General features: G+C 58.1%; 12 protein-coding genes. 2 read left to right on the top strand and 10 right to left on the bottom strand.

The genetic code is table 11. From position 1 onward, the window contains the following. Positions 1–790: 790 nt before the first annotated feature. Together ACYZTR_RS16135 and ACYZTR_RS16130 are read right to left on the bottom strand one after the other, a co-directional pair. Complete coding sequence (locus ACYZTR_RS16135; protein WP_461972425.1) at positions 791–2,413, bottom strand: MFS transporter; 1,623 nt, start codon at positions 2,411–2,413, stop codon at positions 791–793. Between the two features lie 79 nt (positions 2,414–2,492). Then, a complete protein-coding gene (locus ACYZTR_RS16130; RefSeq protein ID WP_461972423.1) occupies positions 2,493–4,142 on the bottom strand; it encodes a GMC family oxidoreductase in 1,650 nt (549 codons plus the stop codon). A 120-nt stretch (positions 4,143–4,262) separates the two neighbouring features. On the opposite strand from ACYZTR_RS16130, the gene ACYZTR_RS16125 reads away from it, so the two are divergent. Beyond that, positions 4,263–5,165, top strand: a complete 903-nt coding sequence (locus tag ACYZTR_RS16125) for a LysR family transcriptional regulator (RefSeq protein ID WP_461972421.1) — start codon at positions 4,263–4,265, stop codon at positions 5,163–5,165. Here the strand turns inward: ACYZTR_RS16125 and ACYZTR_RS16120 are convergent. The 5 genes from ACYZTR_RS16120 to ACYZTR_RS16100 form a co-directional block, all read right to left on the bottom strand. After that, positions 5,155–6,252 carry a DNA alkylation repair protein gene (locus ACYZTR_RS16120; RefSeq protein WP_461972419.1) on the bottom strand — a complete coding sequence of 366 codons (1,098 nt, stop codon included), beginning with the start codon at positions 6,250–6,252 and terminating at the stop codon, positions 5,155–5,157. The genes ACYZTR_RS16125 and ACYZTR_RS16120 overlap by 11 nt on opposite strands. A gap of 30 nt (positions 6,253–6,282) precedes the next feature. Continuing rightward, the gene (locus tag ACYZTR_RS16115; RefSeq protein ID WP_461972417.1) at positions 6,283–8,091 is read right to left on the bottom strand and encodes a monovalent cation:proton antiporter-2 (CPA2) family protein; all 1,809 of its coding nucleotides are present in this window, start codon (positions 8,089–8,091) and stop codon (positions 6,283–6,285) included. A 152-nt stretch (positions 8,092–8,243) separates the two neighbouring features. After that, positions 8,244–9,317 (bottom strand): diguanylate cyclase domain-containing protein, encoded by a 1,074-nt coding sequence (locus tag ACYZTR_RS16110; protein WP_461972415.1) that lies wholly within the window; start codon positions 9,315–9,317, stop codon positions 8,244–8,246. A 103-nt stretch (positions 9,318–9,420) separates the two neighbouring features. Beyond that, positions 9,421–9,744, bottom strand: coding sequence for a protealysin inhibitor emfourin (locus tag ACYZTR_RS16105; RefSeq protein WP_461972413.1), 324 nt, complete (start codon positions 9,742–9,744; stop codon positions 9,421–9,423). Further along, positions 9,741–10,805, bottom strand: a complete 1,065-nt coding sequence (locus ACYZTR_RS16100) for a M4 family metallopeptidase (protein WP_461972411.1) — start codon at positions 10,803–10,805, stop codon at positions 9,741–9,743. The genes ACYZTR_RS16105 and ACYZTR_RS16100 overlap by 4 nt, the downstream gene beginning before the upstream one ends. Positions 10,806–10,951: 146 nt before the next feature. On the opposite strand from ACYZTR_RS16100, the gene ACYZTR_RS16095 reads away from it, so the two are divergent. Continuing rightward, entirely contained in the window at positions 10,952–11,290 is a 339-nt protein-coding gene (locus ACYZTR_RS16095; RefSeq protein WP_461972409.1) for an FKBP-type peptidyl-prolyl cis-trans isomerase, read from the top strand. 84 nt (positions 11,291–11,374) lie between these two features. On the opposite strand, the gene ACYZTR_RS16090 is transcribed toward ACYZTR_RS16095, so the two are convergent. The 3 genes from ACYZTR_RS16090 to ACYZTR_RS16080 form a co-directional block, all read right to left on the bottom strand. Beyond that, complete coding sequence (locus tag ACYZTR_RS16090) at positions 11,375–11,710, bottom strand: hypothetical protein (protein WP_461972407.1); 336 nt, start codon at positions 11,708–11,710, stop codon at positions 11,375–11,377. A gap of 226 nt (positions 11,711–11,936) precedes the next feature. After that, positions 11,937–12,176 carry a pyocin S6 family toxin immunity protein gene (locus tag ACYZTR_RS16085; protein WP_461972405.1) on the bottom strand — a complete coding sequence of 80 codons (240 nt, stop codon included), beginning with the start codon at positions 12,174–12,176 and terminating at the stop codon, positions 11,937–11,939. Positions 12,177–12,191: 15 nt separating this feature from the next. Next, the gene (locus ACYZTR_RS16080) at positions 12,192–13,415 is read right to left on the bottom strand and encodes a colicin E3/pyocin S6 family cytotoxin (RefSeq protein ID WP_461972403.1); all 1,224 of its coding nucleotides are present in this window, start codon (positions 13,413–13,415) and stop codon (positions 12,192–12,194) included. Positions 13,416–13,701: the final 286 nt, after the last annotated feature.

Raw genomic sequence — 13,701 nt, 5'->3', positions numbered from 1 at the left:
AACCCCGCGCATTGTGGTAATGCTGTTCACTTAAGAAAATGGATGACGGCCTGAGAGCCGACCGGGTTTTGATCGTGTACATATCCGTTGCTGCGGTAACGGCCACTTATGGTTCCGCTTTTACAGCGGGTCACTTGGAAAAGCGCCAAGTAACCAAACGCTCTTGCCCCTGACGTACGGTGCCTCGCCCAGGCTCGGCATGCCCTCGCTCCGGTCCTGCTCCGTGGGCCCGCCGCCATCGGCCATCCATGGCCGGGGGCGGCTACCGCGGCATCCTTGCCGCGGTGCCCACTGCGCAGAACCTCCACTTGGCCTTCCGACGGGGCAGATCAAAAGCCAAAGCCAAAGCCAAAGCCAAAGCAACAGCAAGATCAAAAGATCACAGCCTCGCTTCGCTCGACAGCTCCTACAGGGAAATGCGTTCACTTAAAGCCAGGCCGGCCGGTAGGCCGCCTCGCTTTGGCGTTTGCGGTACACGCCCCCTCGAGAGGCAGAGCGCAGGTTCTGCGCAGTGGGCAACCCGGCATGGATGCCGGGTTAGCCGCCCCCGGCCATGGATGGCCGATGGCGGCGGGCCCACGGAGCAGGACCGGAGTGAGGGCATGCCGAGCCTAGGCGAGGCACCGAACGAAAGGGGCAAGAACCCTTTGGTTACTTTGGGGTTCTTTTCCAAAGTGACCCGCCGTAAGGGTGGAACCCTAAGCCGCCGTGACCGCAAAAACGGATATGCCCCCCCAACCTTAAGTGACCAGCATTCCCCGCATTGCGGGGCGTTTTTTTGACCGTGCTGTCAGTTGGTATCCAGGTCCACGTTCTTGGTCTCACGCAAACAGATCATCCCGATCACCAGGCTCACCCCGGTAATCACCACCGGGTACCACAGCCCGTAGAAGATGTCCCCGGTGTACACCACCAAGGCAAACGACACCGTCGGCAGGAAACCGCCGAACCACCCGTTACCAATGTGGTACGGCAGGGACATCGAGGTGTAGCGGATGCGGGTCGGGAACAGTTCGACCATCAGCGCTGCCAGCGGGCCGTAGCACATGGCCGAGATGATGATCAGCGCGACCATCAGCGCCACGATCATCGGTTTGTTGATCAACTGGGTGTCGGCTTGTGACGGATACCCAGCCAGGGTAACGGCGCCACGCAGGGCCGCTTCATCGTAACCATCGAGTTTCACTTCACCGACGCTCACCTGCACACCGCTGCCGGCAGGTAGAGCTTCGCTCTTGTAAGGAAGGCCCTGTTTCACCAGGAAAGTTTTGACCTTGTCGCAAGGGCTATCAAATTTCGCCTTGCCCACCGGGTCGAACTGGAAAGTGCAGGTGGCCGGGTCAGCCAGTACGGTGATCGGTGCCTGACGGCTGGCCAGGTCGATGGCCGGGTTGGCGTAGTGGGCGATTGACTTGAAGATCGGGAAGTACAGCGCGGTGGCCAGCAGCAGGCCGATCATCAGCACCGGTTTGCGTCCGACTTTATCCGACAGCCAGCCGAAGAAAATGAAGAACGGTGCACCGATGATCACGCTGACGATCAGCAGGCTGTTGGCCACGGCCGGGTCCATTTTCAGGAACTGGGTAAGGAAGAACAGCACGTAGAACTGCGCCGCATAGAAGGTCACGGCTTGCCCGGCGTTGATGCTGAACAGGGCGATCAGTACGACTTTAAGGTTTTCCCATTTGCCGAAAGAATCGCGCAATGGCGACTTGCAGAGCTTGCCTTCCTCTTTCATTTTCACGAATGCAGGCGACTCGTGCAGGCTCATGCGAATCCAAGTCGAGATGCCCAGCAGAATGATCGAAAACAGAAACGGAATCCGCCAGCCCCAGACTTCGAACTGGTCGCCGGTGAAGTAGCGGCAACCGAGCACCACCAGCAACGACAGCAGCAACCCGAGGGTTGCGGTGGACTGAATCCAGCTGGTGTGGAAGCCGCGTTTACCCATCGGCGCATGTTCGGCCACGTAAGTGGCAGCGCCGCCGTATTCACCGCCCAGGGCCAGGCCCTGAAGCATGCGCAGCACCACAAGAATGATCGGCGCGGCGATGCCGATACTCGCGTAGGTCGGGAGCAATCCGACGCAGAAAGTCGCCACCCCCATGAGAATGATGGTGGCGAGGAAGGTGTATTTACGCCCGATCATGTCCCCTAGCCGTCCGAACACCAGTGCGCCGAACGGTCGCACGATGAAGCCTGCGGCGAAGGCCATCAGCGCAAAGATGAACGCCGTGGTGTCGTTGACCCCGGCGAAAAACTGTTTGCTGATCACCGCGGCGAGTGCGCCGTAGAGGAAAAAGTCGTACCACTCGAAGACTGTCCCAAGCGACGACGCGAAGATAACTTTCTGGGTCTCGCGGCTGGTGCCCGCGCTGCGTACGGCTTCCAGAGGCTGAACATGTTCTGACATATCGGTATCCCTCACAGTGATTGTTTTTTTTGTTCCACTGTCGGCGCCGGTCTTTGGGCTGGCGCCGCTATTCCTTTGTTCAAGAGACTGCGGTCAGTGCTTTTTCGTCGGGTGCAAAACTCATTGTGGGTGTGTCCAGGATCAGTTGCGCGGCTTTTTCGGCAATCATCAGCGTAGGCGAACACGTGTTGCCCGAGGTGATGCGCGGCATGATCGAGGCGTCGGCGATGCGCAGGCCGGGGATACCATGGACTTTAAGTTGCGCATCGACCACGGCGTCTGCGTCGTTGCCCATGCGGCAGGTGCCGACCGGGTGGAAAATCGTTGTACCGATGCGGGCGGCGGCGTCGTGCAATTCTTCTTCGCTTTGCAAGCTGTCTCCGGGCAGATATTCAACCGGTTTGAACGCTTGCAGGGCCGGTGCGGCGACGATGCGGCGGGTCAGGCGAATGGCATCCGCTGCAACCCGCAAGTCCTCCGGATGGCTCAAGTAATTGGGCTGAATCAGCGGTGCTTCCTGCGGATCGGTGGAGCGAATCTCTATGCGACCACGGCTTTGCGGGCGCAGATCGCACACCGACGCCGTGAAGGCCGGGAAGGCATGCAATGGTTCGCCGAAACGCTCCAGCGACAGTGGCTGAACGTGGTACTCGAGATTCGCCGACGTCTGCTCCGGTCCTGATCGTGCGAAGGCGCCGAGTTGGCTGGGCGCCATGGACAACGGGCCGCTGCGGTCATACAGGTAACGCAGGCCCATGCCCATCTTGCCCCACAGGCTGCCGGCGATTTGATTCAGCGTGCGGGTGTTTTCCAGTGTGTAGATCAGGCGCAGTTGCAGGTGATCCTGCAGGTTGCCACCTACGCCGGGCAGTTCATGGGCAACGCCGATGCCCAGTCGTTGCAGCAGCGGGCGAGGACCGATTCCGGAACGTTGCAGGATGCTGGGAGAGCCGACGGAACCGGCGCACAGCACGATCTCTTTACGCGCCTTGAAGGATTTCGCCTGACCTTGCCAACACGCGCTGACTGCTGAGGCACGACCATTTTCCAGCAGCACGCGATCCACTTCGACGTCGGTCAGCACGGTGAGATTGGGGCGGTTGCGGATCGGTTTGAGAAACGCCTTGGCCGCGTTCCAGCGAATACCGGCTTTCTGATTGACCTGAAAATAGCCGCAGCCTTCATTGTCGCCCTGGTTGAAGTCATCGATGCTGGCGATGCCGCTTTGCGCGGCAGAGCTGCGGAAGGCATCCAGAATCGGCCACGACAGGCGCTGGCGCTCGATCCGCCATTCCCCGGCAGCACCGTGAAATTTCGATTCGCCGGCAAAGTGGTTTTCGCTTTTTTTGAACAACGGCAGCACGTCGTTCCAGCTCCAGCCGGGATTGCCTTGGGCTGCCCAGCCGTCGTAGTCGCCCGCTTGGCCGCGCATGTAGATCATGCCGTTGATCGATGAACAGCCGCCGAGCACTTTGCCACGCGGATAACTCAGGGCCCGACCTTGCAGGCCGGTTTGTGCTTCGGTCTTGAAGCACCAGTCGGTGCGCGGGTTGCCGATGCAGAACAGGTAACCCACGGGAATGTGAATCCATGCATAGTTATCGCGGCCGCCGGCTTCCAGCAACAACACGCGATGTTGCGGGTTGGCCGACAATCGATTGGCCAGCAAACAACCGGCCGGCCCGGCCCCGACCACGATGTAGTCGTATTCATCCAGAGAAGTCTGCATGCGTGACCTTATGTTGTTGTTCTTGTTGTCGGTCATCCTAGTTGTTAGCTTTCGTCAAAAGAATGTTAGTTTTTGCGCAGCCGCTGTGCGTTTTTAAACACCTCGCTTCAAGGACGACTCATGTTCGACTGGAATGACTTGCGGTTTTTTCTCGAGTTGCAGCGTAGCGGGCGTCTGCTGACCGCTGCCCGCCGTTTGAACACCACTCACGCCACCGTGGCTCGGCACATCGAGGCTATCGAAAAAAGCCTCGGCACCGCGCTGTTTGTCCAGCATGCCCAGGGCTATGAGCTCACCCCGGCCGGCGAAGCGCTGCTCAAACACGCCGAAGCCATGGAAAACGTCGCACTGCTGGCTCAGGAGGAAATCACTCAGTCGAGCGCACCGTTAGGTAAAATCCGTGTCGGGGTGACTGAGGGGTTGGGCATCATGTTCCTCGCCAGCCGCATGAACGCTCTGTTCGAACGTTATCCGGGGCTGGAAGTGGAACTGGTGGCGGTGCCGCGCTTCGTCAGCATTCTCAACCGTGAAGCCGAGATCAGCATCCACCTGGAGCGCCCGTCCGCCGACATGCTGGTCACCCGTAAACTCACTGACTATCGCCTGGCGTTGTATGCCAGCCAGGGCTACCTCGACCGCTCGCCGCCACTGCGCAGCCGCGAGGACCTCGGTCGCCACGCCTGGATCGGCTACGTCGATGACTTGCTGTTCAGCCAGGAGCTGATGTTCCTCAATAGCTTCTGCCGCAACCCGCAAGTGGTCTTCCACAGCACCAGCGTCATTGCCCAGCAACAGGCTGCGCGCTCAGGCCTGGGCATCGCCGTGTTGCCGTGCTACATGGCCAGCGCTGACCCCGAATTGGTGCCGTTGTTGCCGGATGAAAGCATCCAGCGCAGCTATTGGATCAGCACGCGGCGCGAGTTGCACAAATCCGTGCGGTTGCGAGTGTTGTGGGATTACGTGGTGGAGTTGTGTGAGCGTGAGCAGGGATTGTTGTTGGGGTCGAACCCCGTTACGGGATGATTTCGAATGCGCTGCTGGCCAGAAGCTCGCCGTTCACCAGAATGTGCACGGCGTGCTTGCCCGCGTAATGTCGGCGGGTGGTGAGTTCCTTGATGTGCTGACCCCGGGCAACGGTCTCGGTAGCCTTGCCGGAAAGCGTCAGCGCTTTGAGCTTGAACACCTTCGCCGACGTGCTGCCGTTGGCTTTGACGTAATCGATGGCGTAGTCGATCACCAATCGCTGACTGTCCTCGACCCTGGATTTGACGCCAAAGGACAGGGTGATTTTTTCACCCAGGCGAATCACCGCTGGTTCCACCTTCACATCGATGATCTCGAACTCAGGCTTGCCGCCCGCGCCAATGATCGTCAACGCTCGCCGGTTGCCCTGTTTGATCAGGCTGCGCAGAGCGTGTTTGGCGATCCACGCCGTGTGTTTGTTGTCCAGCGACCAACGTTCGATCAGGTCCAGCACCCATTCGGGATGGTCCTTGGTAATGTCGTTGAGGTGGTTGGCCACGGACTTGCGTACGTAGAGGCTGTCGTCGGCCTTAAGGTTGTTCAGGATCTCGGCGGCCAGTGTCGGGTCAGCTTGCACGTGTTCCAGTCGAAACGACCATGGCAGGCGCGGCCGGCAACCTTCGCTGGCCAGGCGCCGGACGTGTTCGTTTTCGTCCAGGGACCAATCGTGCATGACCGCCAGTGAACGTTCGATGTTGCTGCGCAGGAAATAGCGGATCGCAAACTCCGATGAGCCGAAGGTGGTGAAGTATTTCAGCGCTTCCATCGATTGCTCGAATGCATGTCCGCCATACGTCGCGACGTAATGCGGCAACGAGATGCTGACGAAGCCGCTGTTCAGGCGCGGAGCGAGGGCGCGCAACACCTCAAGCGTCTCTTCATAACTCAACGGCAGCACCGCGTGCAGGCACTCGCTGACCCGGGCCATGCGCTGCATGATCGATAATTGCGCAAGCCCGTCGTTGGCCATTTTCAGGAAGGCTTTGGCGTTGAACTCGGGATAGACCGCCGTCACCTCGGTGGCGATGTGTTCAAGGCGCTCGGCGTTGAAGATTTCTTTTAGGGCGGGGGAGGGTTGGTCAGCCATGGTGAGTTCCTTATGTCAGTTAACAATCACTTACGCCTTGCCTGATTCTTCTTCCAACTGATCCGCCTCAAACAACCGTGCCAGTTCCGTCCGGGCTTCTTGCGCGGTCTGCAACACCTTCGCCGCGTCGTCATAAATCGCATGCTGGGTTTCCAGCACTTGTTCGTCGTGATGCTTGAAGCGTTTGATCCGCGCATCCGCCTGAGCCTGGGTCAGGCCCAACCCCACCAACGTGCGCCGGCTCATTTCCAGGCTCGAATAATAGGTTTCCCGAATGGCCTCGGCGCCAAGGTCCACCAGCCGATGCACATGCTGACGGTTACGGGCCCGGGCGATGATTTTGATGTGCGGATAGAGTTTGTGCACCCGCTCGGCGGTCTTGATGTTGGTGTCCGGGTCGTCGGTGGCGATGACAAAGTACTCTGCCTGCTCGACCTTGGCCGCACTGAGGATCTCCGGGCGCATCGGGTCGCCGTAGAACACCGGTACGCCGCCGAAGCTGCGCGACAGTTCGATGGTTTCCACCGAAGTATCGAGGGCGACGAACTTGATGTTTTGCGCGCGCAAAATCCGCGCAACGATCTGCCCCATACGGCCCATGCCGGCGATCACCACGCGCGGCGTGTCGGTATCGATCTCGCGGAATTTCTCCGGCACCACCACCGGTTGAACCTTGGGGTTGACCAGGCGCGCGCACAACAGCAATAGCAGCGGCGTCACCGCCATGGACAACGTGATTGTCAGCACCAGCAAGTCGTACAGGCGCGGCTCGAACAGTCCCTCATCGCGGCCAATCTTGAACACTACAAAGGCAAACTCACCACCGGCGGCCAGCACGATGCCGAGGCGAATGGCACTGACTTTGCGCAGACCACCCGCCAGCCGACCGACGACAAACAGCAGCGGCAATTTGATTGCGATCAGCAACAGGGTCAGGCCCAGCACGGTGATCGGCGCGTTCAGTAGCAGACTCAGGTTGGCGCCCATGCCGACACTGATAAAAAACAGCCCCAGCAGCAATCCCTTGAACGGCTCGATTTGCGCTTCCAGTTCGTGGCGGTATTCGGAGTCCGCCAGCAGCAACCCGGCGAGGAACGCCCCCAACGCCATGGACACGCCGACGAGGTCCATCAACCACGCCGTGCCGATAACCACCAGCAACGCGGTGGCGGTGGAGACTTCCGGCAACCCGGTCTTGGCCACCACCCGGAACACCGGTCGCAGCAGATATCGCCCACCGATCACCACCACCGCGATGCTGCCCAGCACGCGCAAACCGTGATTGAGGTCTTCGGCAGTACTGGTGGTGTGATCGCCGCCCGCCAGCAACGGCACCATCGCGATCAACGGGATGGCGGCGATGTCCTGGAACAACAGAATCGCGAATGCCAACCGCCCGTGAGGGCTGGTCAGTTCCTTGCGTTCGGCCAGGCTTTGCAAACCAAATGCGGTGGACGACAGTGCCAGGCCCAAGCCCAATACGATCGCGCTGTTCAACGGCTGGCCGAACACGAACAGCGCCAGCACTCCAATCAACGATCCCGTCAGCAGCACCTGCGCCAGACCTACGCCAAACACCGATTTGCGCATTACCCACAAACGTCGCGGCGACAGTTCAAGACCAATGATGAACAGCAGCAACACCACCCCCAGTTCGGAAATGTGGCTGACACTTTGCGGATTGCCAATCAAGCCCAGCACCGATGGCCCGATGATCACCCCTGCAAACAGATAACCCAGCACCGCCCCCAGTTGCAGGCGCTTGGCCAAGGGAACGGTGAGCACCGCCGCGAGCAGAAACACGACAGCGGCTTGCAACAGGTTGCCTTCATGGGGCATGGCTAACTCCAGAAATCGGTACGGCGGGGGCTCTCAGGATAAAGGCTTGAGAAGCATGCGTCAGCCAATGCAATGACAAGTACATGATGGTGATGATCACCAACGGGACGATCGTGGATATCACGCCGGTAGAGCGTTAGGCCGCCGAAAGGCTATTCGCTGTGAGCGCGCACCGGGCTTTCAGTGCCCAACCGATACTGATTATTCCCACTGCGCTTCGCCTCATACATCGCCAGATCCGCTATATGAATCAGCCGGTCCATGCTCGGCGCATGGTCCGGGAACACCGCGACCCCCAGGCTGGTGCCGATGTGTCGTTGGTCATTGCCGATGGTCACCGGTGGCGACAGCTCGACGAAGATTTTCTGGCAGATGCTGCGGGCTTCGTCCTGCAGGCTGTTGCCCTGGGGCAGGCCTTGCAGGATGACCACAAATTCGTCACCACCGATCCGGGCGACGGTATCGGTTGAACGCAAGATTCGCTTCAGTCGGGTGGCGGTGGTGATCAGTACCCGGTCACCGGCCGCATGGCCGTAATGGTCATTGATTGCCTTGAAACCATTGAGATCGACAAACACCAGCGCAACCCTCGTGGCGCTTATGCGGGCCTGTTCCAGCGCTTCGGACAGGCGCTCTTCGAGCACCAGGCGATTGGGCAGACCGGTCAGCGGGTCGAAGTGGGCCAAGTGTTGCAGGTAGCTGGCGGAGGCTTTTTCCTCAGTGATATCGCGTACCACGCCCATCATTTTGATGGTTGCATCGTGGTCGTTCTTGACCACATTGCCCGTCTCGCGCAACCAGCGAAGGGTGCCGTCGGGCCAGATGACCCGGTATTCCTCGTCATGGTTTTCGCCGGTTTCCAGGCAGCGCAACTCCCCGGCTCGGACCTTGGCCCTATCGTCCGGGTGGACACATGAGCAAAACAGCGCGTAGGAGGGCGTTACTTCGTCGATCTTGAAGCCGAACATGCCATAGATCGCGTCCGACCAATAGAGCTTGTCGGTGTCGACATCCCAGTCCCAAGTACCGATGCGAGCGAAGTATTGGCTGCGTTTGAAGCGTTCGGCGTCACCGTCCTGATGGATATTTTGTCCGTCAGTCAGGCTGGTGATCAGCACGCGATACTTGGCCAGCTGCTTTTGCAGCGAGCGCTCGCGACAGATCAACGCGATGATCAGGGCAAGCATCACTGAGCCGATGGTTGCGCTGGTCCAGACCTCATTCATTCAGGGGTTGCCATCGGGGCGCATCAGCCGTATCGGGAAAGGTGTGCTTATGTTAGTTCACACGACCCTTAATGATCAGCCTCTAATGCGAGGGGCGGCACGTTTATAGCACTTCACCTTTGTCCCACAGATGCACCAATTCCCCAGGCGCCTGATCTTCAGGCACTTTCATTACCATCCGATCGTCCTGTTCGCCGCTGCGAAAGTGCACTTCAATTTCAAAGAAACGCTGATCACCTCGACCCGAGGTTGCGTCTGCGAGTGGCAGGCAGCCTTCGAGCAATGAACAAATGCGCGTGCGCTGATCGATGTCATATTGCGCGAAGTCGATTCGACGAGGGCGAGTCAAAGCCTGTATCGCCGCCACACCGCCCTGGCGGGAGAGACGTACCACAGCATCAGCACCGAGTGTTGGCAGAGTTTTCATGGTTTCTCCTGAGTCGGGTCGACACCCACTTCAGACCAGGCATGTCGCACCGCCTGAGCTGCATCGGTGCCAAAACGCTGTCGGGCATGCTCGACGGTCAGATCAGCGAAGGCACTGAATGGCGCTTCACTGCTCAGGCGCTTGTCGCACAGCGTGTCGTACCAGATGTGCCCGGTTTTCTCCCAGGCAAACCCGCCTAGCGCCTTGGCCGCCAGATAAAACGCCCGATTGGGTATGCCGGAATTGATGTGCACACCACCGTTGTCTTCCTGGGTGATGACGAACTTGCGCATGTGATCCGGTTGCGGATCCTTGCCGAGCAACGGGTCGTCATAGGCCGTGCCCGGATGAGCCATAGAGCGCAAACCGATGCCTTTGATGCGCGGCGTCAGCAAGTCGGCGCCGATCAACCAGTCAGCCTCTTCGGCGGTCTGGCCCAATACATGTTGTTTGATCAGCACACCGAACACGTCGGACAGCGATTCGTTCAGCGCCCCGGACTGGTTGGCGTACACCAGGCCGGCTTCGCTTTCGATCACACCGTGCGTCAATTCGTGACCGATCACATCCAGAGAGCGGGTGAAGCGCTCGAAGATTTCGCCATCGCCGTCACCGAAGACCATTTGCGCGCCGTTCCAGAACGCGTTCTCGTAATCCTGGCCGTAATGCACGCTGCCGAACAGGGCAAAACCTTTGTTGTCGATGGAGTTGCGACCCAGCACCTTCCAGAAGAAATCATAGCTGGCACCCAACGCGTCGTAGGCTTCATCGACCGCCGGATCGCCAGTTGCCGCCTGGCCCTCAAGCCGCACGGGCATGCCAGGCAGGAGCATTTTGCCCTGGGCATCGTGAATGCTGCGCTGTGCCACGCCGGGTTGGCCGGGCTGCGGCAGGATCGCTTGGGCGGGAGGGCGCGATGGCGGGCCGGGATTGTGCCGCAGACGGCGGACATGGATCAGCGTGGTCTGCGCGCTGGAGCGCTGACGGTCGGAACCGTGAGCGATGATTCGGTTGAGGATGTAGGGTGGGATGAAACTGTACAGCGGTGATGAGTCGGTCATCAGAGCATCCTTTCCTGAATACGAAGTCGTTATTCATGTGAGCCGGATGACGGTCTTTCGGTTCCGTGGATTGCCTTCAGCGCCAGTTTCTGGGAAAACCTCCGTCCGCGCCCAAACCACCGGGCGATCGTGAGCGAGTAAGAACCATGAACAACGAGTTGCAAATCATCGACCTTGAACCGGGCGACGGCAAAGCCGCCGTCAAAGGCGCGCTGATCACCACCCAATACCGCGGCTGGCTGGAAGACGGGACTGAATTCGATTCTTCCTACAGCCGGGGTAAACCTTTTCAGTGCGTGATTGGCACGGGGCGGGTGATCAAGGGTTGGGACCAGGGGATTTTGGGCATGCTGGTTGGCGGCAAGCGCAAGTTGCTGGTGCCAGCGCATCTGGCTTATGGCGAGCGGACCATGGGCAGGATCACGCCGAATTCGAACCTGATCTTCGAGATTGAATTGCTGGAAGTGCTGACGCGCGATGATTGATTGGTGTGTGAGCTGAAATGATCATTTGTGGCGAGGGGGCAAGCGCTCCTCACCACAATGCCCTGTGTTCGAGCTCCCGGCGGGTCAGGTGAATGCGTCAATATCGTCAAGCGTGTCCGCAATAATTCCTTCCAAGGAAGGAAATTTTTTCTTCACGGTTTCGAGTGCCGCAAGGACCGTTTCCCGATCCAGTTCGCTATGCCTGCGAGCTATATGACCAAGAGCAGTGACGGCGGATGCTGCAACCGTTTCAGACTCACTTGCGAGGAACTTAAGGCAAGTGTTCTGAGCCCAGGTTCTGTTTCCTTCATTCAGACCGATAGAAACCAACCCCGCGATAACATTCGTATCCACGCCGCTGGCAAGAAGCTTCGTCGCTTCATCGTGGCTCATTGATGGATCTTGGTAGAGAAGGCTCACTTTTTTACTCCCAGAATATTGCCCTTGTCTCATGGGCATGCAGATGGGCGGCAAGCGCAAGTCTGCTGCCGGCGCATTTTGGCGCACGAGATATTTCAGACAAACCGCATTTGTCCGAATCACGACTGCTGCGTAATCAGAGGGGCAAGCGCCCTCGCTACAATTAATTGGTTCAATCCAGGCTGGAAGCTGATCACAAATAATCCAGCTTCCATCTCAGTTGTACCTACTCCCGCACCCCTATGAAGAGGTCCAATTCAGTCGGTAACTGCTCATTGAGAGCTTTGGCGATTTGTTGGACTTGCTCACCGGTCAGTAGCCATTCCCCATCCGCGCTTTCATTAAGACTTTTCCAGCCCAGACAACTAATTATCGCGTCCTCAAACTCAGGTCGAACTGTAAGTTCGTATTTTAAGGAGTCATCCTCGCCATCACCTTTTAAAAATCCACTAATCCATAAAAACATAAATAACCTCTTAATTTATTTCTCGGTGGTTCTGCCGGGTTTTGCGGGGTCTATCTGTTCACCCGTTTCATGGTTGAACTCGCCAAGATGCTTACCTTGCTTGTCGTAAATCTCTATCGCGCCTGTCTTGCTGTCCCATTCATATATTCGCCCTTTTCGGTCTTTCCACCGACTACGTTTCCCGCCGCCGCCCTGAACACTGCTTTTTGATTTAACAGGAAAGGCATCTGGAAATGCAGGTAATGCCATCGGCGGCCGGTGGTACTTTATATCACCGCCGACAGCAGATCTTGAAATTACAACATACAGCGGCTGCACACCGGAATCAGCCGGGAAAACAAGAATGAAGTCCTTGTACTCCGGCGGGTAAATCGGGTTAACGATGATGTTATCTGCCTGTTCGGTAGGCGGATAAATCCAGATGTGCGGGGCTTGGGGGGTACCTTCCAGCGGTGGGATTTCCGAAGTGCGGGACGGGTCAACGGCTGGCGTCCATATCAGCGTTGTCCCATTGCCGAAGTCAGCCACTTGCTGAGTGCCTTGAACTACGAACTGCACTACAGGAATCATTTCCCAATCGCTGCGCTTCTGGGTGTTGTATCCGTATCCCTTCAAGGTGCCATCGGCCTGCTGTTCTACATGCAGTCGGACACGTGTTCGGCCTTCCTTGATCGACTTGAGCTGTTCTTCGGTGTACAGGGAACTGTCCCCCAGATTCGACGGCCAGAGTAGTGCAACCATTCCCACCAATGCGCCTGCAGCAGCACCTCCCGTTACTACGCCTGCACCACCAGCCGCACTTGTGCCGGTGCCAGCAGCACCGACCCCACCTAAGAGAAGCGTTCCCAATGCAGCAGGTAACGCGTTACCACTGATTTTTTTTAAAGGGATGTTTCCCGCTGCATCCTTTTCGCGACCACCCAGCAGGGAGAATTTTCCGTAATCGGCCAGTTTCTCGATAGGGACAAATCTGGCTGGGTTGTCGTGATTGATTACGCCGTCGGGGAGGTTGCAGCTTTTGGCGAACACGCAACCCCTGGAGCCGGGAGGTTCCTGTTGTTGAGGTTGCCTGATGAAACGGTCTTCATATGCCTGTTGTCGGACCAACATGTCGTCATATGTTTTTTGCCTGGCGTCCCGCTCTGCCAGTTCGGTGGCGTTCATGTAGCGGCTGGTGACGTGGTGCCCGTCGCCGGACGGTGGGTTTTGGACCCGAGGTATGTCTGTGTGGCGAGCCATGAGCGTCCTTGTTTCATCTTTTGAAAGCGATGTGGACGCTACATAAAAGAGCATTTGATAGATGTAGGACTGATCTGAAACTCTGACCGTTGTTACAAATGGCGCTCCTCGCTATAGCTCAGCTTGTTGCTATGCGCGGATCTGAAACGGAATGAACCGCCATCTATGTAAGCAGAGAGGGGGCGGCAATAGTGCTGGAGCATCTCCACGTGCTTAGGAATCCCCAGTACAAAGACCTTGTTATCAATCAAAACGTCTTCCATCGCAGTGGCGCCAATACTGTATG

The organism is Pseudomonas sp. Hz4 (assembly GCF_054898165.1).
This window is presented reverse-complemented; position numbering and strand designations above follow the sequence as displayed.